General features: G+C 39.2%; 26 protein-coding genes. 11 read left to right on the top strand and 15 right to left on the bottom strand.

The annotated features are described in order from the left end of the window. Positions 1-37: 37 nt before the first annotated feature. The 13 genes from EZJ28_RS04785 to EZJ28_RS04845 form a co-directional block, all read right to left on the bottom strand. A complete protein-coding gene (locus EZJ28_RS04785; RefSeq protein WP_131395476.1) occupies positions 38-754 on the bottom strand; it encodes an MBL fold metallo-hydrolase in 717 nt (238 codons plus the stop codon). 82 nt (positions 755-836) lie between these two features. Continuing rightward, the gene (locus tag EZJ28_RS04790; RefSeq protein ID WP_131395478.1) at positions 837-1,397 is read right to left on the bottom strand and encodes a 4'-phosphopantetheinyl transferase superfamily protein; all 561 of its coding nucleotides are present in this window, start codon (positions 1,395-1,397) and stop codon (positions 837-839) included. Further along, positions 1,394-1,648 carry an acyl carrier protein gene (locus tag EZJ28_RS04795; protein WP_131395480.1) on the bottom strand — a complete coding sequence of 85 codons (255 nt, stop codon included), beginning with the start codon at positions 1,646-1,648 and terminating at the stop codon, positions 1,394-1,396. Before EZJ28_RS04795 ends, EZJ28_RS04790 begins: the two co-directional genes overlap by 4 nt. A gap of 9 nt (positions 1,649-1,657) precedes the next feature. Continuing rightward, positions 1,658-2,932, bottom strand: coding sequence for a beta-ketoacyl synthase (locus EZJ28_RS04800; RefSeq protein ID WP_131395481.1), 1,275 nt, complete (start codon positions 2,930-2,932; stop codon positions 1,658-1,660). Then, entirely contained in the window at positions 2,925-3,377 is a 453-nt protein-coding gene (locus EZJ28_RS04805; RefSeq protein ID WP_131395482.1) for a 3-hydroxyacyl-ACP dehydratase FabZ family protein, read from the bottom strand. The genes EZJ28_RS04800 and EZJ28_RS04805 overlap by 8 nt, the downstream gene beginning before the upstream one ends. Positions 3,378-3,389: 12 nt before the next feature. After that, the gene (locus tag EZJ28_RS04810) at positions 3,390-4,184 is read right to left on the bottom strand and encodes an enoyl-ACP reductase (RefSeq protein ID WP_131395484.1); all 795 of its coding nucleotides are present in this window, start codon (positions 4,182-4,184) and stop codon (positions 3,390-3,392) included. Then, complete coding sequence (locus EZJ28_RS04815) at positions 4,178-5,230, bottom strand: type III polyketide synthase (RefSeq protein WP_131395486.1); 1,053 nt, start codon at positions 5,228-5,230, stop codon at positions 4,178-4,180. Before EZJ28_RS04815 ends, EZJ28_RS04810 begins: the two co-directional genes overlap by 7 nt. After that, a complete protein-coding gene (locus EZJ28_RS04820; protein WP_242670070.1) occupies positions 5,227-5,970 on the bottom strand; it encodes a methyltransferase domain-containing protein in 744 nt (247 codons plus the stop codon). Before EZJ28_RS04820 ends, EZJ28_RS04815 begins: the two co-directional genes overlap by 4 nt. Further along, a complete protein-coding gene (locus EZJ28_RS04825) occupies positions 5,948-7,075 on the bottom strand; it encodes an NAD(P)/FAD-dependent oxidoreductase (RefSeq protein WP_131395488.1) in 1,128 nt (375 codons plus the stop codon). The genes EZJ28_RS04820 and EZJ28_RS04825 overlap by 23 nt, the downstream gene beginning before the upstream one ends. 73 nt (positions 7,076-7,148) lie before the next feature. Then, positions 7,149-7,853, bottom strand: a complete 705-nt coding sequence (locus EZJ28_RS04830) for an OmpA family protein (RefSeq protein ID WP_131395490.1) — start codon at positions 7,851-7,853, stop codon at positions 7,149-7,151. A 16-nt stretch (positions 7,854-7,869) separates the two neighbouring features. Further along, the gene (locus EZJ28_RS04835) at positions 7,870-8,349 is read right to left on the bottom strand and encodes a lipocalin family protein (RefSeq protein WP_131395492.1); all 480 of its coding nucleotides are present in this window, start codon (positions 8,347-8,349) and stop codon (positions 7,870-7,872) included. An 83-nt stretch (positions 8,350-8,432) separates the two neighbouring features. Continuing rightward, the gene (locus EZJ28_RS04840; protein WP_131395494.1) at positions 8,433-8,594 is read right to left on the bottom strand and encodes a DUF1328 domain-containing protein; all 162 of its coding nucleotides are present in this window, start codon (positions 8,592-8,594) and stop codon (positions 8,433-8,435) included. Positions 8,595-8,725: 131 nt separating this feature from the next. Then, positions 8,726-10,732, bottom strand: coding sequence for a thiamine pyrophosphate-dependent enzyme (locus EZJ28_RS04845; RefSeq protein ID WP_131395496.1), 2,007 nt, complete (start codon positions 10,730-10,732; stop codon positions 8,726-8,728). A gap of 131 nt (positions 10,733-10,863) precedes the next feature. Here EZJ28_RS04845 and EZJ28_RS04850 point away from each other — a divergent pair, with 131 nt between their 5' ends. The 6 genes from EZJ28_RS04850 (at position 10,864) to EZJ28_RS04875 (ending at position 16,978) form a co-directional block, all read left to right on the top strand. Beyond that, positions 10,864-11,814 carry an isopenicillin N synthase family oxygenase gene (locus EZJ28_RS04850; protein ID WP_131395837.1) on the top strand — a complete coding sequence of 317 codons (951 nt, stop codon included), beginning with the start codon at positions 10,864-10,866 and terminating at the stop codon, positions 11,812-11,814. 2 nt (positions 11,815-11,816) lie between these two features. Then, the gene (locus tag EZJ28_RS04855; protein WP_165499027.1) at positions 11,817-12,173 is read left to right on the top strand and encodes a translation initiation factor; all 357 of its coding nucleotides are present in this window, start codon (positions 11,817-11,819) and stop codon (positions 12,171-12,173) included. A gap of 29 nt (positions 12,174-12,202) precedes the next feature. Then, a complete protein-coding gene (locus EZJ28_RS04860) occupies positions 12,203-13,132 on the top strand; it encodes a DUF1835 domain-containing protein (protein WP_131395499.1) in 930 nt (309 codons plus the stop codon). A 1-nt stretch (position 13,133) separates the two neighbouring features. Further along, entirely contained in the window at positions 13,134-14,003 is an 870-nt protein-coding gene (locus tag EZJ28_RS04865; RefSeq protein WP_131395501.1) for a nucleoside phosphorylase, read from the top strand. 75 nt (positions 14,004-14,078) lie between these two features. Further along, positions 14,079-16,130, top strand: coding sequence for a polyphosphate kinase 1 (gene ppk1, locus EZJ28_RS04870; RefSeq protein ID WP_131395503.1), 2,052 nt, complete (start codon positions 14,079-14,081; stop codon positions 16,128-16,130). Beyond that, positions 16,127-16,978: a substrate-binding domain-containing protein gene (locus EZJ28_RS04875; protein WP_131395505.1), complete on the top strand. Its 852-nt coding sequence runs from the start codon at positions 16,127-16,129 to the stop codon at positions 16,976-16,978. The genes ppk1 and EZJ28_RS04875 overlap by 4 nt, the downstream gene beginning before the upstream one ends. 7 nt (positions 16,979-16,985) lie before the next feature. Here EZJ28_RS04875 and EZJ28_RS04880 read toward each other — a convergent pair whose 3' ends face one another. Next, positions 16,986-17,813 carry an AraC family transcriptional regulator gene (locus EZJ28_RS04880; protein WP_131395507.1) on the bottom strand — a complete coding sequence of 276 codons (828 nt, stop codon included), beginning with the start codon at positions 17,811-17,813 and terminating at the stop codon, positions 16,986-16,988. Positions 17,814-18,391: 578 nt separating this feature from the next. On the opposite strand from EZJ28_RS04880, the gene EZJ28_RS04885 reads away from it, so the two are divergent. The 5 genes from EZJ28_RS04885 (at position 18,392) to EZJ28_RS04905 (ending at position 24,268) form a co-directional block, all read left to right on the top strand. After that, entirely contained in the window at positions 18,392-19,888 is a 1,497-nt protein-coding gene (locus tag EZJ28_RS04885) for a T9SS type A sorting domain-containing protein (protein ID WP_131395509.1), read from the top strand. A 42-nt stretch (positions 19,889-19,930) separates the two neighbouring features. Next, positions 19,931-21,103, top strand: coding sequence for a ScyD/ScyE family protein (locus EZJ28_RS04890; RefSeq protein ID WP_165499028.1), 1,173 nt, complete (start codon positions 19,931-19,933; stop codon positions 21,101-21,103). Positions 21,104-21,272: 169 nt separating this feature from the next. After that, on the top strand, positions 21,273-22,073 hold the full coding sequence (locus tag EZJ28_RS04895; RefSeq protein WP_131395514.1) for a DUF1080 domain-containing protein: 801 nt from the start codon (positions 21,273-21,275) through the stop codon (positions 22,071-22,073). 4 nt (positions 22,074-22,077) lie between these two features. Then, the gene (locus EZJ28_RS04900; RefSeq protein WP_131395516.1) at positions 22,078-23,511 is read left to right on the top strand and encodes a Gfo/Idh/MocA family protein; all 1,434 of its coding nucleotides are present in this window, start codon (positions 22,078-22,080) and stop codon (positions 23,509-23,511) included. A 184-nt stretch (positions 23,512-23,695) separates the two neighbouring features. Next, on the top strand, positions 23,696-24,268 hold the full coding sequence (locus tag EZJ28_RS04905; protein WP_131395518.1) for a hypothetical protein: 573 nt from the start codon (positions 23,696-23,698) through the stop codon (positions 24,266-24,268). Here the strand turns inward: EZJ28_RS04905 and EZJ28_RS04910 are convergent, their stop codons facing one another. Beyond that, a complete protein-coding gene (locus EZJ28_RS04910) occupies positions 24,269-24,934 on the bottom strand; it encodes a uracil-DNA glycosylase (protein ID WP_131395520.1) in 666 nt (221 codons plus the stop codon). Positions 24,935-24,967: the final 33 nt, after the last annotated feature.

Raw genomic sequence — 24,967 nt, forward strand, 5'->3', positions numbered from 1 at the left:
CAAAACAGCCCTTTCGGAAATTCTGTTTTTAGCTGGATTAACTTCTTCCCAGCTTGTTCAATATATCTATTTGCTGACCTTCTTCAAGATTGAATCCGGGTTTTCCCTTTCTTGGGAAAAGATAGGTGAATGGTGTATCAAAGGCCGCCCAGCTTTCGGCAAGCCCGAAATCATTATTTTCATTCTTTTTCTCCGGTCTTATAAACGTATTGAGCTCTGAATCATAGTCAGAACCTACGGCATCTTCTCCAGGGAATAACATTCCATCGTTCAGATCGCAGTATATAACCACCGAAGCCCCTTCACTTCCGGGAAGGTCAAAGATATTGATATCAAAACTGTCAAGCACCTTATCTTTTCCGGTTATATCTTTTGTTTTAAAGTCATCTTTAAAATTATTTCTGGGATGAGCATAGATTGGAGCACCGCCAGCATCTTCAGAGATGGTCTTAAGATCCGCATACGCAGATTTCAGAATAGCATCACAGGTTATCAATATACCTTTGATATTATACCCCTCATCCACAAGTTTTTTTACCGCTTTTTTACTTGATTTCTCAACTACGTCTATAAGGATCATATCCCGTCGGTTAAGATGTCTTATCGCATATCCCTGATTAAAAACACCATTTTCTTTCTCTCCTTTAATGATAAAGGTATCCGGTATCAATTTCAGGAATTTCCCCGTTTCTCCTTTTTCAATAAACTCAGCCGATTGACTGTGAAGCACCTCCATTTTATCTACTGTCTTCATATATAATTGGTTTTAAAATGTACTTTGAATATACAAAAGTGAGACGGAGAGGTCAAACCAGTTTTTAAATGTTTAACTGCTTTTAGGAGTTAATTAACGGAATGGCAAAAGCTGTAAAATTACCGTGATGACTGAGTGAAAGTGGCAGTTTTTTTTTGGGGTTTGGCCCAATAAGTGAGGGAATGCCTTTGCTGTCCTTTTCCAACCTGAACACCGGACATTCAAGATCCAACGATGCACATATTTCTTCTAAAATTTGATCTTTTGTAGGTTTTACCTTGCTGTATATTCTATGAAAAGTAGACTGGGTTGAAGTTTGGCTATATATATAATCTGAATTTACTTCAAACTCAACATTATAATTCTTACTACCGGTATATACTTTCCCCATATTTTCGAAAGGATTCACAGTACAGCTAAAGGATTGTGGATTCAAAGTTCTTGGCAAGCCATAATTTCTTTGGTGAGCCTTATAAGCGGCTTCTTTCATAGACCATAACAACCAGAGGATAGTTTCGGGATCATCAGAGGCTCTTATAAAGCCTTTCTCCTCGTCAGTAAAAACCTTAGCCATAAAGCGCTGGTTTTCTGATTTCTTTTCAGAAAGGCTAAGCCTTAGATCGATAATATCATTCCCTATCACTCGGCTTTAATTTTATCCTGAATAATAGATTTTGCATCTCCCACGGTTAACATCCCTTCCATGGAATCGTTATCAATTTCGATATCGAATTCATCTTCCACATCAAGGACTACATCAACCAGATTGGCCGAATTGATCTCAAGATCATTCAGAAAATCGGTTTTTTCCTGAAAGTTCTCCAGGCCCTCCGACCTTTGCACATAAGGCTCAACAATTTTCTTTAATCTTTCAATGATTTCTTTTTCACTCATATTGAATAATTAAGCAATATATTTTTTAAAAATAGCAACTGCATTCACATCGCCAAAGCCAAAACTGGCCTTTGCCAAAATATTGATCTCTGTATCTGTTTTTTGCCTTGGAATTCTTTCTTCACTTATAAGCTCCTGAATCTCCGGATGTATATCTACGCAATTGATATTAGGAAACAAAAAGTCATTCTTCACCTGAAGCACTGAGGCCACACATTCAATAGCACCTGAAGCACTAAGGCAGTGTCCCGTCATTCCCTTCAGGGAATTGATATAAGGAAAATCGGAACCTTTTCTTCCAAGTGACTTGATCCAGTTCCTAATTTCAGTGGAGTCCCTATTGGTAGCAGTTAAATGTCCATTTATCGCATCTATATCGTTACCGGAAATATTTGAATTTGTAATCGCGCCTATAATGCATCTTTCGACGGCTTCATTATTAGCTGCGGTCATGCTACCCTCTCCTCTTTGTCCGCCACTATTTACCTCACCGCCAAGCACTTCCGCATATATGTGGGCATCGCGTTCCCTGGCCGAATCAAGCTCTTCAAGTACTAATGCTCCTGCGCCACTGCCAGGCACAAAACCATTTGCCGAGGCACTCATAGGCCTGGAAGCTTCTTTCGGGTTTTCATTATACTTACCGGGAAGAATTCTCATAGCATCAAAACCTCCCCACACATAAGGGCCGTGGTCACCACAACTGCCTACAAGCATCCTTTTCGCCCTCCCTGATCTTATCCTGTCGAATCCCATAAGTAAAGCTTCAGTTCCCGTTGTGCAGGCAGAAGAATTTGTGGTCACTTGATTCCCACAGCCAAGAATACCTCCTAAATAAGCGCTTATGCCACTTGCCATGGTCTGTACCACACTTGTACTGCCCAAACGGCGGGTCTTTCCCTCATCAATAAGATATATGGCTTCCCTGAATTTATCTACGCCAAGGATTCCAGTACCAAAAATGATCCCTGAATCCCAATCTGGTGATTTTTCATCGCCGATTTCCAATCCGGCATCTTTCCATGCATCAGTTCCTGATATTACGCCATATATGATTCCACTACTGTTAAGTCCTTTCAATTGAAGTGGAGTAAAATAATTGCTTAGAAGTTCCTTTGAGATTTGAGGCTTCCCTCCTATCTGGCAGGTAAAATTGAGATCTTCAAGTTCAGGAAAAAAACGAATACCGCTAGTGCCATTTTTTAATGCATGTTCAAAACTTCTAAGGCCTACTGCATTCGGCGCGGCTACGCCCATTCCTGTTATGACAACTCTCTTACTCATTTCCCTTATTATCTATTATCATTCCTGCAATAACTCCCCGGCACACAAGTTCTTCGCTGTTATTAAACATGCTTACCTTACATTTAAGCTTATTGAACCTGAAATACTGTTTTTCTGAAACCACTTCCACGGTTTCTCCGGGAAAGACGGGTTTAAAATATTCGACTTCTGAAGAAGAGAGGGCGATATGTAGATTTTCAGAAATAGAACTGTCTTTATTCAATAAGAATATCCCAAGACATACAAGACCTATCTGCGCCATACATTCGGTTAAAATAACTCCCGGTGTAACCGGATTATCTTTAAAATGGCCTTTATAAAAATCATGTTGCGGAGAAAAAGTATATTGTCCCGTTACAGAGTTTTCATTGATCTCAAGGATCTCATCAACAAATAAAAAAGGCTTTGAATAGGGTAAGTGTTTGAGAATATCTTTTTTATCCACAGGATTTAGCATTTACATAAGATGTTCTCCACCATTAACCGGAATAATGGTACCCGTTATCCAACTAGCTTCATCTTTACTTAATAGGTATACAACATTTGCCACATCATCTGGAACCGTAAGTCTTCTGAATGGATTATGCTTTAAGGCATGTACTCTTAGTGTCTCATTTCCCGGAATCATCTGGAAGGATCTGGTAACTGTAATCCCGGCCTGGATACAGTTGGCCCTTATCCCGTGTCTGGCAAACTCTAATGCCATACTTCTGGTAAGTGATTCCAGGGTGACCTTAGCCGCAGAAACCGCAGCATAATTCTTCCAGGCTTTCTTGTTACCATCACTGGTAAAAGAAATGATCCTGGCATCTTTTGTAAAAAGCTTATTCCTGAAAACCGCCTGGGTCCAGTCATACAAACTCAGGGCCATGGCATCTATGGTAAGCTGAAAATCTATATTCTCCAGGGTCTGATCATCACCTGTCATAGGTTTTAAATTCCCTTTGGCTATGCTATGTAAAAGTGTCCTTATCCTACCTTTATCACCAAGAACTTCTTTGATCTTTTCAATGAGTTCTTCCCTGCTCTCTTTTTTTACGGCATCGGCATTAAAACTTTCGAATTTCACTCCCGAAGCTCTTATCTCGTCAAAGGCTTCTTCAATATCTGGTATTTCTGTTCGCCTGTCCCGATGAATAATTATTATATTCATTCCGTGTTTTGCCAGTTTCTTGGCACTGGCATAACCCAGGCCACTGCTACCTCCAAGGATAAGCGCCCAGTAATCCTGATCTTTGAATTCTGCTACCATTCCAATAAAATTCTTTGAGCCGAAAATCCGGGTCCGAAACTAAGCATGATCCCCTGATCTCCTGCAGGGATATCCTTTTTGAGAAAACGCTCAAGAACATACAGAACCGTTGCACTGCTCATATTTCCATATAAGCGCAAAACTTCCCGGGTATCGTCTATATTCTTTCCTAAGTTACCAAAAAGATCAGAAACCGTTTGTACAATTTTTCGTCCTCCCGGATGAAATATCAAATGATCCACCTTTTCGATTGAAGTTCCATATTTTTTAAGGAATGGGTGAATGATCTCTGGGAAATGTTCAGATATGGTCTCCGGAACTGCCGGATCCAGGATCATCTGAAGACCATTATTGGTGAGATCAAATCCCATCAAATGAGTGGAATTGTAAAAATGATACATATCCTCTCCAACTATTTTTGGACCCGAAATATCTTCTTCCGAAGAAAGTAAAACACAAGCCGCACCATCACCAAAGATCGCGGCGCTCACCATATTTGCCATGCTAAAATCTTCAAGCTGAAAGGTTGCAGTAGGGCTTTCTACTGCTACAACAGCGGCCCTTTTTCCAGGATTGGCCTTAAGAAAATTATAGGCATAAATGATTCCCGAAATTCCTGCGGCACAGCCCATTTTGGTTACGGGAAGCCTGGTAATATCTCTTTTTAGTTCAAGCTCATTGATAAGGTAAGCATCAAGAGAAGGGATCATAATCCCTGTACAACTAACAGTTATAATAAAATCGAGCGAGCTGGCTTCCCACCCTGAATTCTGCATTGCTTTCTTAAGAACATTTTCCCCTAATTTCTTAGCCTCCCTAACGTAGATATTATTCTTTTCTTCAAATGAAGTAGCAGTGAATACATCTTCCGGCGACATGATGGAGTAGCGCTTATCTACCCCTGCACCTTCAAAGATCTTCAAAACTTTTCTTCGGAACCTTTCCTCCTGCCCTTCCAGCCAATTCTCAACCAGAGGAAGTATCTCCTCTATGTTCCTGGAATATTCCGGCAGTTCCTTTTCTACGTTTACAATTTTTACGTTCATAAAGCAAGATACTTCTTCTTGATGATCCACAGGTATCTGAATGCCCACCTCCAGTGGATATAATGATCGCTGGCTCTAATATGACCTGAAAACTCTTCTATTTCCCTTTTTTTAAAACCCCTAAGAATTGAAACAAGTCCATCTTTTCTAGCGATCTCGTTATTTACAAAGACCGAACAAAAGAGCCGGAACAGGAAATAGGCAATTCTACTGCGGTGCAGATCATTTATCACCACTCCCAGTCTGGATTGGGTATGTAACCGTTTTACTAAATTTATGATCTCTTTGTCCTTGAAATGATGCAGCGTTAAGGTACATAAAATGATATCGAATTCCATTTTCTGAAACTCATCGCTGAAAATATTAAGATTCAGAAAACTTATTTCAGGATAATCTTTAGAAAGTTCTTTTGCAATTTGTATGGCATGGGAATTTGCATCTATCCCAACAAATTCAAAGCTATAGCCCTTATTTCTTCCCCAAACCCCTAATTTTCGCATCATCGCACCATTGCCGCAGCCAATATCAGCAATCTTTATCGTTTTACCTTTTATCCTGCTGTTCAGCAGCTTTTCAACCCCATCTTTAGTGATCTTATTCCCCCCAAGCCAGGAATTAATATGCTCAAGATCTCTTAATGTCTTATTTAATTCCGGACCATTTAATCCAAAATCGTCCATGATCTCGTTCATCTCAGTTCTCCGGGAGGTATCAGGTTTAAACATAGATAGGCTTTCCATGGGTTCTTTTAATGATATGTGGCACTACAAAAGGAAAATTTTTAATCATTCCCTGGGTGATCTCAGATAAAGACCTGTTAAGAAGTATTTTTTGGAGGATTCTACCTGCTCTTATCCTAGACTTAAACTCCCTGTTCCACTTATTCCGATAACCGGCTTCCACAGATGCTCTTCCAATTTGCTTATTTTCGTAGAACTCAGTTATACCTTCCGCCGCCAGCTTGGCACTGTGAATAGCCATTGCCATACCGTTACCACATAAGGGATGGATCAAGCCTGCTGCATCTCCAAGCATTAGCATATGATCCTCAATAATATCTTTCTTGTCGAAAGAAACCTGAGCAATACTCAATTCTTTATCAAAAACCGGTGTAGAATGCAGGAAGAATTCTTTTAATTCGGGGTTTCGCATTAAAACCTTTTCTTTAAAAGTTTCTATGTTCTTGAACCTTCTAAAACTTTTATAAGAAGCCAGATAACAAGCATTAACATCGCCAGTTTCGGTCTTAGAGAGTCCGCAATATCCTCCATTGAAATTGTGAAGGGAAACTGTATCATCAGGATACTGATCATTTTTATAATGCGCCTTTACGGCCAGCCAGCCACTTAGATGCTCAAAAAATGGGCGCTTAAGTTCTTTATCAAGATTGGACCTTTTACCGTAAGCTCCTAAAACAAAATCAGAGTTAAGCTTCTTTCCTCCAGATAGTTTTACCTGGAACCCATCTTTTTCAAAATGAACGGCTGAAACCGTATCATATATTATCTGGCAGTTAGGAGAAATGCTATTGCGAAAAAGGTAATTATCCAGGGCATACCGGCTTATACCCAGACCACCCATTTCAAGGTCACAGAAAATGGTTTCTCCGTTTTGAGATGAGTATTTAAGGCGTTTTATTCTTGCGGGCTCCAGGGAGTCAAGATCAAGCCCCAAAAACTTCAGGTAAGGAATCACTTCTTTGGATAAATATTCACCGCAAACTTTATGATGGGGATATTTTTCCTTTTCGATCAGGATCACATTAATGTCCTTGAGAGATAAATGAATGGCAGCAGTAAGACCTGCCAATCCGCCTCCAATAATTATAACCTGGGTGTTTTTCACTCTTTTAAATTAAATAAAAGAATAAAAAATCCCGGATGGTATCCGGGATTTTTCTTTAAAACTAACTATATGACTAATTATCATTTTGTTGTTCAGCCTGTTTTTTTGCTTCTTCCTTCATCTCCTCATTGGCCACAATAGCCAGTTCAACTCTTCGGTTCTGGGCACGACCTTCAACAGTACTGTTATCATATTTTGGTTGACTCTCTCCATACCATTTGGTAGTGAATCTTCCACGATCTATACCAGCATCAACCAGGTATCCTGTTACAGCCTGGGCTCTGTTCTTTGAAAGAGTAAAATTATAGCTGTCACTTCCTGTATTATCGGTATGGCCTTCTACCAGAATATTGGTTTGTGGGTATTCTTTAAATATTCCAGCCAGTTTATTAAGTGTTTCCTGTGATTTCGCATTGATATTATACTTATCTGTAGCGAAATAAACGCCACTGGATTCGTCAAAGGTAACATTGATACCTTCTCCCACACGTTCTACTTCGGCACCCGGGATCTCTTCTTCGATTTCCTTGGCCTGCTTATCCATTTCATTTCCGATGATCGCTCCTGCTGCACCACCAACTACTCCACCAATAATAGCACCCAGTGCAGTATTACCATCTCCGGTATTATTGCCAATAACACCACCAATCACGGCTCCACCTGTGGCACCGATTACGGCTCCTTTTTGTTTGTTATTAGCATTTTTAGTGGCTTCACATCCAAAAATCAATGTTGAAACCAGCAGTAATGCTAACATTCTATTTATCATTGTTCTCATAGCTATTCAATTTTAATTATAATTTTGAAAAATTCATTCTAATGGTAAAAGGAGAACCATCCAAACTTACTGTCTGTTCCCATACCATATTAGTATCGCTCAGACTTTTAAGACTTAAACGGAATCCCTGATTCCCGGTAGTGGATTTATAGTCTTCATTGGTCGGTTTGAGAAGAAAATCATATACTCCTTCAGGAGTGTTTTCCTCATCTATAGACCAGATGAAATAATTAGTATCTCCATCACACCCTACACCTGTTACAGAATATGTGCCACGATTGTTGTTAGAAACAAAATCCCAGGTACTGTTCTCAAAACAGGAAGCAGATGCTTCATTAAAAAGAGTAACATTAAATTCTCCAGGATTATTAGGATAAGTAACATTTGTTAATGTCCAGTTCCCGTCAAAGGTTTTACGGGCTTCTCTGGCTGTTTTACTTGGTCCGCAGGCCGACATAAAGACAACTGCGGATAATAGAATTAAAAACTTTTTCATAGTAGAATTGATTTTAAACTAAAAATCCAATGTGCATTATGGTTTTGCATAAGAACACATTGGATGATATGAACCTGATTTTATTATCTTCTGAATAATCTGCTTAAGAGTGAAATAACCAGCAGAACGAGGAATATGTAAAAGATAATCTTCGCAATATCCGCTGCCCCTTCAGCGACGCCACCGAAACCAAAGATCGCGGCAACGATCGCAATAATCAGAAAAATAACGATTAAGCGTACCATAATTTATAGTTTTAATTGATTAGTTATATCTAAATTACAGTAGCCTCTTTCCTTCAACAAAAGATTATTAATACTTTAACAGTGGGTTTGTTAAGGATTCTTAATTAAATCTTACTTCTATTGCCGGCTTATTAATATTCTATTAAATATTGCAGTTTTTGCCTGAATCTTTCCTTTGGCAGATATTGCTTTTCAAGGTTCGAAGCAAAAGGAATCGGTGTTTCCAGACTACCTACCCTTATTACAGGTGCATCAAGGCTTTCAAAGCAATTTTCAATAATAATTGCGGCAATTTCAGAAGCCATACTTCCAAATAGCGAATCTTCGGTCAATATGATAACCTTTCCCGTTTTAGTTACCGACTCGTAAATCGTATCAATATCCAAAGGTTGTAAAGACCTTAGATCTATTAGATCAGCCTCCTGAATACCCAATTCATCAAGTGTTTCAAGAGCCCAGTGAACTCCTGCCCCGTAGGTAATGATACTAACATCACCTCCCTGTCTAAGGAGTGAGGCTTTGCCAATTGGTAACGTATAGTAATCTACAGGAACATCCTGCCTTATACTTCTGTATAAAGCCTTGTGCTCAAAGAACATTACAGGGTTCGGATCGTTAAAAGCCGTATTAAGCAGGCCTTTCGCGTCGTAAGGAAAGGCCGGGTAAACCACCTTTAAACCAGGGACTTTTGTAAACCAGGCTTCGTTGGTCTGACTGTGAAAGGGGCCAGCTCCTACTCCACCCCCGCAGGGCATTCTTATTACCACATCTGCGTTTTGATTCCATCGATACTGAACCTTGGCAAGATAATTTACTATTGGATTAAAACCTGAACTTACAAAATCACTGAATTGCATTTCGACCATCGCCTTCATTCCGTTGATCGATAAGCCCATGGCGGCTCCTACAACCGCCGATTCACAGATCGGGGTGTTTCGAATCCTGTCTTTGCCAAATTGGCCTATAAAACCCTCTGTAATCTTAAATACACCACCATAATCAGCTATATCCTGCCCCATTAGTACCAGGTTTTCATGTTTTTCCATAGATGATCTCAATGCCTGGGAAATAGCATCTACAAATCGAATATTTTCCGTGTCCTCTGAAGGCTCAATATCTTCATATTCAAAGTTATGATACACATCATTTAATTCGTTTGTTTCATTGGATTCTATAGCTGGTTCAGAAAATGCCTTTTCAAGATTAAGGTCTATTTCTTCAGCGATCTGCTTCCTTATTCCACTTTGTAACTCGTCATTTAAAATGCCCTCCTCAAAAAGATATTCCTTAAAGTTGATGATAGGATCTTTTTGCTCCCATTCTTTCATAAGTTCCTCAGGAACATACTTGGTGCCACTTGCTTCTTCGTGGCCTCTCATTCGGAAGGTTTTGAATTCAATTAAAACTGGCCGGGGATTCTTTCTTAGATTCTCCGCAATTTCCGAAACCCTGGTATACACTTCCAGGATATTGTTTCCGTCAATAATATGTGACTCCATCCCGTAACCTACCCCTCGATCTGCCAGATCCTTACATCTGTATTGTTCTATCGTGGGCGTTGAGAGTCCGTACCCGTTATTTTCTATGCAAAACATTACCGGAAGATCCCAGACAGCAGCTATGTTGAGAGCCTCATGAAAATCTCCTTCGCTGGTTCCTCCTTCACCCGTAAATACAGCAGTGACCGCATGTTCACCTCTGAGTTTATTTGCCAGGGCGATCCCGTCTGCAACCCCCAGTTGCGGTCCCAGATGTGAGATCATACCTACTATCTTATATTCCTGTGTTCCGAAATGAAAACTTCGATCCCTTCCATTGGAAAAACCTGAGGCTTTTCCCTGCCACTGGGAAAATAGTCTGTTTAAAGGGATATTACGACTGGTAAAAACTCCCAGGTTTCGGTGCATAGGCAAAATATACTCATCCTTATTCATGGCCATACTAACACCAATTGCAATGGCTTCCTGCCCTATCCCACTAAACCATTTGGATATCTTACCCTGCCTTAAGAGAATAAGCATCTTTTCTTCTATCATCCTGGGCTTCAACATGGCCTTATAAAGCTCAAGCATTTTATCTTTTGTTACATGGAACCCGGTATAGTTCAATTGATCTGATTTTATTTTTCTGGAGAGCATAAAAAAATATTTTTGCACTCAAATGTAACTAAATTTCCATATGCTAAGAAAAATATAAACCACAGGCATATCACCTAATTTTACTTACCTTTGCGTGTTGATTTATAATTAAAATACAGCTTAGAATGGCGATGAATAATATTCCCAGCGTAGATCTGGCCGATTTTCTTTCGGACGATCCAAGGAGAAAACAAAAGTTTGTTGACGAGATTGGAAAGGCCTACGAAGAAATTGGGTTTGTAGCTTTGAAGAATCACTTTTTAAGTGATGAACTGGTGGAAGAATTGTATAAAGAGGTAAAATCGTTCTTTGATCTTCCCCTGGAAACCAAACAGAAATATGAAATAGAAGGCCTTGCCGGTCAAAGAGGTTATATCTCATTTGGTAAGGAGCATGCCAAAGGGAAAAAGGAAGGAGACCTAAAAGAATTCTGGCATTTTGGTCAGGAGCCGTCTGAAGATGCTAACCTCATGGAAGAATATCCAGCCAATGTTCAGGTTGAAGAATTAAAGGACTTTAATCATGTAGGGATGGAAGCCTACAGGATGCTTGAGAAAACAGGAATCTATGTTTTAAGAGCATTAGCTCTTTATATTGGACTGGAAGAGCATTATTTTGATCACTGGGCCAGCAATGGAAACAGTATTCTTAGACCTATCCACTATCCTCCAATTACCGAAGAACCAAAAGGAGCGGTAAGAGCCGGAGCCCACGGAGATATTAATCTTATCACACTTCTAATGGGAGCTTCAACCGGAGGACTGCAGGTACTTAGAAAGGATGGAGAATGGATCGATGCCATTCCCCAGGAAGATGAGCTTGTGATTAATGTTGGAGATATGCTTGAAAGACATACTAATAATAAATTAAGATCTACTATTCACCGTGTGATTAATCCACCTAAGGAAGAATGGGATAAACCAAGATATTCCATTCCTTTTTTCATGCATCCAAGAAGTGATATGAGGCTGGATTGCCTTGAAGAGTGTATAGATGAAGACCATCCTAAACAATACGAGGATATCACTGCCGGTGAGTTTTTGAATCAGCGCCTTATAGAAATAGGCCTGGCTAAAAAATAATTATGGCAAAGAAAAAATTAGGACTGGAAGACCTGGGAGGGTTTGTTTTCTCTACCAATGATGATTTTGATGAAAGTGAGTATACTGAAGATGGAGCCGATGAACCACTTTCCCCCGGAGATCAGAGGCTGGAAGCTCATTTTAGTAATAAAGGCCGTGGTGGAAAGACCGTGACCATTATAAAAGGCTATCAGGGCCCCGAAGATGATCTTATTGCCCTGGGCAAAATGCTTAAAAAGAAATGCGGTGTTGGTGGTTCTACCAAAGATGGTGAGATCATCATCCAGGGAGACCATAGGGACAAGGTCATGCAGATCTTAAAAAAAGAAGGTTATAACGTTAAGCGTGTAGGAGGTTAACTCCTATACGCTTTTTTTTAGGTCTAAAGATGAAAGACAGGATCTTACATATTGTCAATGGCGATAGCCTAGCTGAACAGATGCAGGAGCTTCAACTTCCCGGAGAACTTGTAATCTGGAGAGAGTTATTATGTGAAGGTCCAACCCTTCAGGAAATAAATCAGGAGTTCTTTAAGGTCCGAAAGAAATTTCTTCGGCAAGCCTATAATATTTCTGCTGAGAATTACGAAGAGCGGTTTATTGCGGAAGTGAAGCGATTAAAAGCCGCGAAGGATTATGATAAAGTGGTACTTTGGTTCGAGTTTGATCTCTTCTGTCATATTAATATGCTGGCGGCCATTAACCTGCTTTTTCAGAAAAATAAGGAAGTACCTATCTCACTGGTATGTAGCAGGAAATTACCTGGCGAAAAGGAGTTTCAACCCCTTTCTCACCTAAATTTAAAGGAGTTGAAAAATCATTATGAAAACCTGATTGAACTTAATGAGGATGATCTGGAAGCGGCAGTCTTTATCTGGGAACTTTATTGCGGTAACAATCCCATGAAATTAAAATCACAGATAAAAACCAATACGAACTTTGAATATCTTTCAAGTTGTATAAGGGCTCATATAGAAAGGTTTCCCAATAGCGTAACCGGTATTAATTCTCTGGAAAAGAATGTTCTCAAGCTCATTGAAAATCATGAGATCACCAGTGAAAATCATCTGCTGGGCTACGCGCTCCAATATCAGGGTTACTATGGTTACAGTGATACGCAAATGCAGCGTTTAATTAATAAGCTTTCCATATTTTACACCAAAACGGAGAATCGCATCCTGTTAAACGAAAAAGGCAAAGAGGTACTAAATGCCGAAAAGAATTTTTACAGGGAACTACGGAATGACGAGTATTTTGGGGGCGCAAAAATGTACGATTTCCTATATGAGTCTGAATCTCACCGATTACTAAAATTATAATATGAATTTACAAGCATCAGAACTGGTCCTTTCCAAGAATGGTTCTATCTATCATCTTGGCCTTCTTCCGGAGGATCTGGCACAAACTGTTATCATCGTAGGAGATCCGGCAAGGGTTGAGAGAATAAGCCGGTTTTTTGATAAGATCGAAGTCAAGAAACAGAAAAGGGAATTTGTTACCCATACAGGTATTTTTAGAGGTAAACGTATTACCGTAATGTCTACCGGAATGGGAACGGATAATATTGATATAGCCCTTACAGAACTGGATGCACTTGCTAATATAGACCTGGAAAAGAAAACAATTAAAAAAACACAGGTTAACCTGGATATTATCCGTATAGGAACCACTGGTTCCATACGAGAGGAAATTCCCGTTGGAGCCTTTATTACCAGTGAATGGGCTATTGGTTTTGACGGACTCATGTATTATTATGAAGGCGATTCATTCCTGGATCATGAGGCAGCAACAGCTTTCGTTGAACATTCAAATTGGGATCCACGAATGCCCATGCCTTATATAGTGAAAGGTGATGAGGACCTGATAGAGAAATTAAGTTCTGATAGTACAATAAAGGGTCTCACTGGCACCAATATTGGTTTTTATGGTCCTCAGGGCAGGGTGCTTCGGAACAAACTATCCAACCCGGAACTGAACGAAAAATTATACAGTTTTAATCATAAAGGGCTTCAGATAACCAACCTGGAAATGGAAACTTCAGCCATATATGGTTTATCGAAGCTAATGAATCACCGGGCAGTTTCCATGAATGTTGTTCTGGCGAACAGGGCAACCGGAGAATTTGCTGAAGATTCAAAAGAACCGGTCGATGCGCTGATTAAATATTCTCTGGAGAGGATCGCTGGATAGCCATGTCTTATTTAACAATATATTAAAAGCAAAGCATGGTGTACTTTGTATTTTTGATCAAACAATCTATCACCAATGCAGCAACCTAATGAAGACCGGTTTAGACACAGGGATCTTAACTGGTTAAGTTTTAATGAGAGGGTTCTTCAGGAGGCCGCAGATAAGCTTAATCCACTATTTGAGCGGATGAAATTTCTGGCTATTTTTTCTTCGAATCTGGACGAATATTTCAGGGTGCGAGTCTCACAGCTTCGACAAATAAAACGCGTTAAGAAAAGTATTCGTAAGAAACTTGCACTCAGGCCTTCCCGGATCACAAAACAGATCATTGAAGAGGTTAAGAAACAGCAGGATAGATTCGGTGAAATATACCACGAACAGATCATTCCTGAACTCGCTGCTAATGGAATTCATATTCTGGATGCCGAACATTTCAAAGAAGTCCATAAAGAATTTCTAAGTTCCTTTTTCAATAATAAGGTTGAAGAACATCTGAAACCGATAATGCTTGATTTAAATAAAGAGAATGAACTGTTTCTGGAAAATTCGGTATTGTATTTTCTTATAACATTTGAAAATGAGGATAAACTTGCCGTAGTGAACATCCCCGTTAAAGAATGTGGCAGGTTCGTAATGATGAAGGGGATTAAGAACAAACACAATATCACCTATCTTGATGAGGTTATAAGACATGAATCCTATAAAATTTTTCCGAAGAACAATATTACGGGTATCTACGAGATAAAATTGTCCAGGGATGCTGAGCTCTATATTGATGATATTTATGAAGGGGTACTGGCAGAGAAGATCTATGAGTCTTTGCAGCAGCGCACAGATGGGCAACCAACCCGATTGCTGTATGATGCTTCTATGCCAAAGGATGTTCAGAAAAAAATAAGGAAGCTTTTAAAGTTGGGAAAAATAGATATGATGCCGGGAGGGAAATATCATAATTTTAAGGATTTCTTTTCCTTCCCAGATCCTACCGATAATCCAAAGCTTCATTATGAAGAACTTCCTCCCCTGCCCCATGCCACCCTGGATAAAAGCAGGGATTATTTCGAAGATATCAGGAAGAAGGATCAGTCACTGCATTTTCCGTACATGTCGTTTGGTTATGTGGAGAGATTTCTGGAACAGGCAGCTAAAGATGAAAAGGTGACAGATATTAGTATCTCACTTTACAGAGTAGCTGATGAATCCAGGCTTACATCCTCTTTAATAGAAGCGCTGGATAAAGGAAAAAGGGTCACTGTTTTTGTAGAGGCCAAAGCCAGGTTCGATGAAGAGAACAATATCATATGGGGAAGAAAATTTGAAGAAAAGGGAGCCAATGTAATCTACAGTTATCCCAAAGTAAAAGTTCATTCCAAGATCATGCTCATTTGCAGGCAGGAAGGGGACATCAGTATGCGATATGCTTATATAGGAACCGGGAATTTTAATAGTGAAACTGCAAAGATATATTGCGATCATGCTATTTTTACTGCCAATAAATATATTACCAAAGAGCTGCAGCGACTTTTCAAGGTTCTGGAAGGAGAACTGATCATTCCCAGGGAAAAAAATCTCCTTATCTCGCCATTTTCTACGAGGCAGGAATTTCTCAAACTAATTTATAATGAGATAGAAAATGCGCGGGAAGGCAAGAAAGCCAAGATCACCGCCAAGATGAACAGCCTTGAAGATGAAGAAATGATAGAATTACTCTATAAAGCCAGTCAGGCAGGGGTAGAAATCAGGATGCTTGTTCGTGGTTTTACCAGTCTTATTCCGGGGGTTGAAGGATTGAGCGAGAATATCTATATGACCAGTATCGTTGATAGATTTTTGGAACACGGACGTATTTATATTTTCGAAAATGGCGGAGATGAACGTATGTTCTACGGTAGTGCAGACTGGATGAACCGTAACCTTGATAGAAGGATAGAAGTGATCTCCCCCGTACTGGACGAGGATATAAAGCAGGAATTCAAGGATATTCTTAACATTCAACTTAGTGACAATGTAAAGGCAAGGATACAGGATGCAAGTGAGTCTAATAAATATGTGGAAAGTAAAAAAGGAGAAAAGGCGATTCGTTCACAATATGCGATCTATGAATATCTTAAAGAAAAACATTCATGAAGACTATTAAAATAGGAGGCGTACCGGAACACTTCAATCTTCCATGGCATCTTTGCATTGAAGAGAATAAATTTAGTGATGAAGGTCTTAATGTGATCTGGAAAGATTTCCCGGAAGGTACTGGTGCAATGTGTCAGGCCCTGAGAGCAGGTGAACTGGATGTCGCTGTTATTCTTACTGAAGGAATAACCAGGGACATAATTAATGGGAATGAAAGCAGGATCATCCAAACATATATTGGAAGTCCGCTGATTTGGGGTATACATGTTGCCGCGGGCTCACCTTACAAGGATATCAAAGACCTTAAAGGTACAACCGCAGCAATAAGTCGAAAAGGAAGTGGCTCCCATTTGATGGCCTATGTGAATGCACAACACAGAAATTGGGATATAAACGACCTTAAGTTTGAGATCGTAAATAACCTGGATGGAGCTATCTCAGCCCTTCAGGAAGACGAAGCGCAGTATTTCATGTGGGAACATTTTACAACCAAACCTCTTGTGGATAATAAGACCTTCAGGCTTGTAGCCGACTGTCCTACTCCATGGCCATGTTTTGTGATCGCTGCCAGGAATGAAACTATTCGCAAGGATCCTAACCGACTTCAGAAAATGTTGGAAATACTTAATGCTGAAACCAGAGAATTTAAACTTCAAAGGAATATAGATATAGTGCTTTCTGAAAGATATCAGCAAAAACTGGAAGATATCAGGAAATGGCTTGATTTAACTAGATGGAGCCAGGAGCAAATAAGTGATGAAACGATAAATAAAGTCATAAAACAACTGGCAAACCTTAATTTAATTGGTTCGAAGGTTTCCCCTTCTGAAATTAAACATAGTCTTTAATTCATTTTTATTGAACTCCCAGATACGAGGAAAGAAAAGAATATTTACTATTCAGGAAATTCAAGGGAGCAAAACCAATATGCTTTTTGAAATCTTTTATAAAATGTGCCTGGTCAAAATATCCGCAGTCTAGAGCAATATCATTCAACTTCTCACTCTGCCCTACATTAATCATTCTAAAAACTGAATTCAACTGTATTACCTTACAATAATATTTTGGCGGCATACCTATAATTTCTTTGAACTTACGGCGAAAATGTCGTGGACTAATTTCATCCGGATCATAAAGGTCCTTAATATGGATATGACCTTCCTTCATTATAATTTTTTCTATAGCCGTATCCAACCAACCTATTGCTGGGGTCTTTTTGGGAATCAGATCTATTAAAAAGGAAAAAATAACTTCAATTTTACTTTCCAGAGTTTTTGCCTCACTTAATTTATCTCTTAGATCTCCTGCATCTACATCGATATTTTTTAGACCGGTCCAATTATTCAGTAATTCAGTGCCATTTTTATGAAAGAGATAATAGGTGCTGGTAGGAGATAATATTATACCGATGGCTGATAGCTCCTGATCTTTAAATGAGACGGAAACATGAGCATTATAGATCTGGCCGGCAATATTCAAAACATCCTGAGGTAAATTCCTGTTATTATTGGTAATAATTTCGGGGGCATCCAGGATATAAATCATAACAGGAAAGCCTGTTGCAAACATTGGGTATTGCAGATTTAGTTTTTCACCAGAGGATCCATGAATAACTGCCTTTACATAAGGTACCAACTCTTTTGGTACAGAATAATCTACTGGTTTGGCGAAGGATGCTAACATAAAAAAACTGTAAAATTAATAAGTGGCCATTTTTTACAATTTTGAGGATTTGCTTTGCACTAAATTAGCTTTTTAATTGACAATCAACACGTTGAAGCCTAAAAACTTTCTGGTTTTGGTGAGCTATTTAGTGTTTGATTCGAGGGGATCCTCAGAAATTCCAGCCTCCTTATCACCTGTATAACCTGCAAATGTTATTAATAAAACCGAAACAGATTTCGGTAATTTCTTTTCATACTATACTAGCTGAGATTATGACAGCACGAACATATATCAAAGCATATGTGTAATGGGACTTAGTCTTTTTCCTAGCAGGATTAGGACACAAGTGATCTTAGACGATTTTAATTATGAAGCAATAAGTGAAAAGGAAATATTTAGTGTTAACCAGGATATTAATGGAAACTCGATGGGAGGTATAGGGTAATTTAGTATTAAATACTTCCATAGCCCTATTCCATTTTACTAATACTGCTGCTTAACATTTCAAGCGATGGACAGATACAAGGCTATTGGCCAGATGTGTTATGGCATTTAACAATGAAATAGAATATTACTAACTAACAAAACTCTTTATCATGAAAAAATTTTATACGCTTTTTTTCGTAATTATCTGCCTTTTTAATATTCAACGAACTATCGGGCAGGAAGAATGTATTATTAATGTTCAATTGGCTGGAACAGAGCAATGTCCAAACGAAGTTTTATTGGATCTCCACATTTTTAATACCACGGAATATACTTCAGTTGAGATTCATTTGTTTGAAATTTCAGAACAAACAGCTAATCTACTGGAAACTAGAACAGAACCAATTGCTCCTTATAGCAATTATGTTATTCATCTAGGAAAATACCCTATTGGACCATATGAAGCTGGTGTTCATCTGTTAGACAATTTAGGAAATCCTGTTTGTACAGGATCAGACTATAAGGAATATTTTTGCACTTGTACTGATTTGGACAATGATACAATTTGTGACGATGTTGATCTATGTTTCGGAGATAATAGCACTGGGGATGCTGATAACGATGGAGTATGCGCATCTAATGACAATTGTGATTTAGATCCAAATAAAACTGAACCGGGAATATGCGGTTGTGGAGTCTCTGATATAGATTCAGATGGTGATGGAACAGCAGACTGTAATGACAATTGTGATTTAGATCCAAATAAAACTGAACCGGGAATATGCGGTTGTGGAGTCTCTGACATAGATTCAGATGGTGATGGCATAGCCGATTGTAACGATAATTGCCAAAATCTCGTTAATCCTAATCAGGAACCAGATGGAGATTGTGACGGAGTACCAACTTCAGAAGACTGTAATGATAGCGATCCAAATATCACAAGCTCTAACTTAGTTGATTCGGATGGTGATGGAACAGCAGACTGTAATGATCTATGTCCTAATGACAGATTGAAAATCGCTCCTGGAGATTGCGGTTGCGGAAATAGGGAAATTGATAGAGATAATGATGGAGTTTCAGACTGTATAGACCTGGAGGTAAGATCTACCTGTCCAAATGATGTGGATGCTAATGGAGTTTCCAATGATGATGATCAAGATGGAGTTCCAAATTGTCAAGATATATGTCCAGGATTTGACGATAATCTAGACTTTGATGGTGATAGAATTCCTGATGGCTGTGATCAAGAGTTTCCATATTGCCGAGGGGAAAAAATAGCAATTTGCCATGAAAATAATGGCCGCTTCACTACCGTATGTGTTTCTCCGCAACAGCTTGAAAGACATAGAAATCATCCTAATGATAATCTTAACGGGCCCTGTGAGACCCTAACTGCTTCTAATATTATATATGAAGAGGAATTAAATATGGATATAAGTCTATATCCAAATCCTACTACAGAGGAATTCAATGCAGAGTTAACTAATGTAAAGGAGCAATCTACAGTTAGAATTTATAATCTTCTGGGGATTCCGCTATATGAAACTGCAGTAGGACCGGCAGAGTTCCAAACCATTAAAATTAATGAAAGACTGGCACCCGGTACTTATATTATCCAAATAAGCAGTAGTTCAGAAAATATTTCAAAGAAATTTATAATAGAATAATTAACCACCAAAAATCATATTATGAAAACTAAATGGAAATTTGTGAAGTTAGCAATCTTAAAAAGCTTTTACGTAGCTCTGTTATTATGCCTTTTCACTGCATGCGAAAAGGAGATAGATAATCTAAACCTCGAAACTTTTGATCTATCAATGAAGAAAAATCAATCAGTAGGTACATTCGAATTTCCGGATGCCGAGGTATTTGATATTTCAGCCACTGCTGATGGAAGTATTATGGTAGGATTAAATACTGGCAACGGGAGAAGTATTCAGCTGATCAAAAATGGAGAAATTAGAACACTTCATGAAGTTGAAACCAATACCAATATTCAGGGTATTCAGGCTATAGGAACTGGCAATGCTTTCTTCACCACCGGTGGCAGCAACCTTGCGGAAGATGGTGAGCTGTACCGAATTTCAAATGGGAAAGTAAGAATGGTAGCCGATCTGGGTGAATTTGAAAAGGCTAATGATCCCGATGCTTTTGAGGGCATACAGTGGAAATATCAGCTCTGCGAAGAAGAAGGTGTTTTTAGTGCAGGTCCTCAAAACAATCCTTTCAAGGTCACTACACTTGATGGAGGAACTGCTTTAATTGGCGATGCAGCAGGAAATACGATCCTACAGGCAACTACTACAGGCCATATTGACTGGAAAGCTATCCTTACCCCTCCGTTAGATGAGAATGGGGAATTTATGGTGCTTTTTGAACATGATGGACTTACCTGCTATGTACAGCCCGTAGCAACATCTGTGGCAGTTGGTCCCGATGGATATGTGTATGCTGGCGAACTCACAGGGGCAGTACCGCAAACCAGTTTAACTCCAGAAGGACTTCCCAAAGGACTATCAAGAGTTTGGAGATTTCCGGCAGATGCTACAAATTTAGTTTGTTCTGAATTGGAAGGATCAGAAAACTGCTATTTATTCCTTGATGGTTTAACTTCTATTATCGATCTTGAATTTGGACCTGACGGGCTTCTTTATGTAGTAGAATTTGACGAAAACAGCTGGGCTGGGTTATCCAACCCATCAGGTGGCACTGTCAGCGCTTATAATCTTGAGGGAGAACTCATTAAAAAGGCTGAAGGTTTAATGTTACCCAGTGCCATCACCTTTGATAAGAAGGGAAACCTATGGCTTCTCGAGAATAATATTTTTGCTCCCACTGTAAGAATACTGGATCCAGGGGAATTCACCCATGAAGGTTCATAAAAATAAGAGTTTGAAGAAGGCCGGTAAGATACCGGCCTTTTAAATTTCAAAAGAATCGCACGTAGTTACTAACACGATGAATAATTTCAAAAAATATGATTTAATTATTCTATTTTAGAATAAAATTTATAATTTCGAAAGAGACAAAATTAATTTTTTAACAAATCAAATGAAACTTAACTTTATTACCTTCCTGTGTTTACAGTTATTACTTTTTAGTTCCTGTAAAGAAAAATCAAAGCCTGATTCCGAAATAGATTCTTCCGCAACGGCCGACAGCATTTCAGAAAAAGACTGGATCTATCTTTTTGACGGCACTTCTACGGAAGGCTGGCGCGCCTATAACGGTGATTCCCTGCCACCCGGATGGGTTATCAAAGACAGTGTCTTAACTTTCGATACAGAATTGGGTCTGGAACAAAATTATAAGGGTGGAAAGGATATTATATATGGAGCTGAAGAATTTGACAATTTTGAACTATATCTGGAATGGAAACTCCCTAAAGGTGGAAATAGCGGCATCTTTTATCATGTAAAGGAAGGCTACAGCGGACCACCAAAAATAGCACCGGAATACCAATTGATTGATGATGAAAACTACGCAGATATCCATGATCTTACCGGCTATAATTCACAATTTGGGGCAGAAAATCCGGAGGAACTTCAGGACTGGCAAAAAACCGGAGCAGATTATGCGATGCATGAAGTAGACACTACTCAGAAAGTATTAAATCCTGTTGGGGAATGGAATTCATCAAAAATCGTTTTTACTCCAGAGAAAGTGGAACATTGGCTCAACGGAAAAAAAATAGTGGAATTCGTTCCTTGGTCTGAAGAATGGATGAAAAAGAAAAATTCAGGTAAATGGAATAATGCACCAGATTACGGTAAATTCAAATCTGGATTTATTGGTCTTCAGGACCACGCTAGCCCGATATGGTTCAGAAATATTAAAATCAAAAAGTTGTAATCTGATGAAAAAAAGAGAATTTTTAAAAATCACAGGCCTGGCCACATCAGGGATCTTAGTTTTACCCAGCCTTTCCTGGTCAAAAGCCGGAATCCACAATAGATTAAGAACAGCACATATTGGAGTTGGGAACATGGGATTGGAAGACCTTAAAGCAATCTCCTCCCACGAGCTTGTTGATGTTGTGGCTCTTTGTGACGTTGATTCCAACTATTTGGCCAATGCCCATTCCATGCATCCAAAAGCAAAGACATTTTCAGATTACAGGGTAATGTTACAGTTAATGGAAGATGAGATAGATGCGGTGATAGTCTCTACCCCAGATCATACACATGCTCCTGCGTCGATAATGGCTATGAATATGAATAAACCAGTGTATTGTCAGAAACCATTGACCCACCATGTCTCTGAGGCTCGGGAAATGAACAAACTGGCTGCAGAAAAGAAACTGGTTACACAAATGGGGATCCAGGTACATTCATTTTATGATTATAAACTGGCAACGCTTTTAATTCAATCAGGGATAATTGGTAAAGTGCATACCGTAAGAGCCTGGTCGCCTAAAAACTGGGGATATGATGGACCCATTCCAAAAGGTGTGGATCCGGTTCCTGAGGATTTGGACTGGAATTTGTGGCTAGGCACCTCTAAAGTAAAGAGCTATAAAGAAGATGTATATCATCCAGGTAACTGGCGAAAACTGGTAGATTATGGCTGCGGTACATTAGGTGATATGGGCGTTCATATTTTTGACACTCCTTATAACGCACTACAATTGGATGTGCCTCTAACTGTTAAAAACGATTGCCGGGAACCAAACGGATTCGGATATCCCGAAAAAAATAAGGTTACCTATGAATTTCCTGGCACGGCCTATACAACCGAGAGACTTAAGTGGGTATGGTATGATGGTCCGGGTGCGCCTGAGGATCACGAAGACCTAAAACTACCTAAGAATGGTAAAGGTGAAGCCTCAAAAGCCAAAAAGAAAAAGAATAATAAGGCCGGGGATATTTCGTTAGATGCAAAAATTGCTGAAAAGGGACAGCTTCCTGAACAGGGAGCCATGTTTATTGGTGAAAAAGGCCGCTTATTACTTCCTCACTTCATGCAGTTACCTTCCAAGATCGTAAATGGTAAATATGTTGATATTTCTGATGAAATCGCTAAAATCTCCAAAGAAAATAATTTAGGTGAACCTATTAGAAATTATAAATCTGAAGGTCCCAAGCACTATCATCAATTCGTAGAAGCATGCCTTGGCAGGGAAAAATGTTCTGCTCCCTTTTCATATGCTGCTCGTTTAACAGAAACCATACTTTTAGGAGTTATTGCCGGAAGGTTCCCCAATAAGACATTACATTGGGATAGTAAGGCTGCAAAATTCTCTGAGGAAGAGGCTAATGCATTTTTAGAAGCACCCTACCGGGAATTCTAACTTGAAAAATAAAATTCTGTAGGGAACTGCAATAATATGAATACCTCATTGAAATTTTTTGTGAAAAGGCCGGCAAAATAGTCGGCCTTTCTATTCTAATAATCTCATTATTAAAATATTTGGTTGCTATATTATATTACGAATAATATTCATACTTTCGGCACGAAATAATTCTAACCAATTAATGAAAAAACTCTTTTTAGCAGGTGCCCTGCTTTTAACCACCGTATTTTGCCAAGCACAGAAAAATTCAGGAAATGACCAGCCTGTAAAACGTGATACCACACAGAATGAATTAAGCATTAATGCTTTTAATCTTGTCACCTTAGGAATAATAGAAATAACCTACGAAAGGGTAATAGATGAGAATTCCTCATGGGCTATAGAAGGCTTTATACACCCTGGTAAGGACGATTATATAGATGAACTTTATTATAAAGACGTATCCCTAACCGGTAAATACAAGCATTTCTTTAGCTCTACCTATGCCAGAGGCTTTTATGTACATGGCTTTGGAATGATCTCCGCTGGTGAATATGAAACAGGTTATTATGATCTTAATGAAAGCCTTAACGAATATATATACGAGACCGAAGACTTTACAGATTTTGCGATCGGCTTTGGATTAGGCGGTAAATTCGTGTCTCCCGGCGGATTTTTACTGGATCTTAGCACAGGAATAGGAAGAAACTTTTTTAGTGACACTTCACCCACTATAGTTGGTCAGTTCATGGTAAACCTTGGGTTCCGGTTTTAATTACCAGTTGATAGGTTTTAATCCCTTTTCTTCAAGGTATTCATTCGCCTTACTAAAATGCTTGTTTCCAAACCAGTAACCACGGTTAGCACTTAATGGAGAAGGGTGCCCACTCGTGAGGATAAGATGTTTTGAACCATCAATTAACCGGGCTTTTTTCTTAGCGTAGCCGCCCCACAGCATAAAGACCACATGCTCCTTATCTGAAGAAATGGTTTTTATTACTTCATCAGTAAAGATCTCCCATCCTTTATTCTGATGAGACCCGGCCTGATGAGCTCTGACGCTTAGCGTCGCATTCAGCAATAAGACTCCCTGATCTGCCCATCTTTCAAGATTACCGGTCTGTGGCAGTGGTTTACCCAGATCATTTTCTATCTCTTTAAAGATATTGAGCAATGAGGGAGGAAAAGCAATACCATCTTTTACAGAAAAACAGAGGCCGTTGGCCTGTCCCGGTCCGTGATAAGGATCCTGGCCCAGAATAACCACCCGGGTATCATCAAAATTCGAATGGTCAAAAGCCGCGAAGATCTCGTTGCCTGGAGGAAAACATTTGTTCTCTGTATATTCCTTTTTAACGAAATCGGTCAGATTCTGAAAATAGTCTTTTTCGAACTCAGGTTCCAGTTCTTTTTTCCAGCTGGGGTGTATTCTTACGTTCATGAGAATTAAGTAACTTTGCAGGACCTCAAAAGT

The organism is Gramella sp. KN1008, assembly GCF_004332155.1.
Taxonomy (GTDB): domain Bacteria; phylum Bacteroidota; class Bacteroidia; order Flavobacteriales; family Flavobacteriaceae; genus Christiangramia.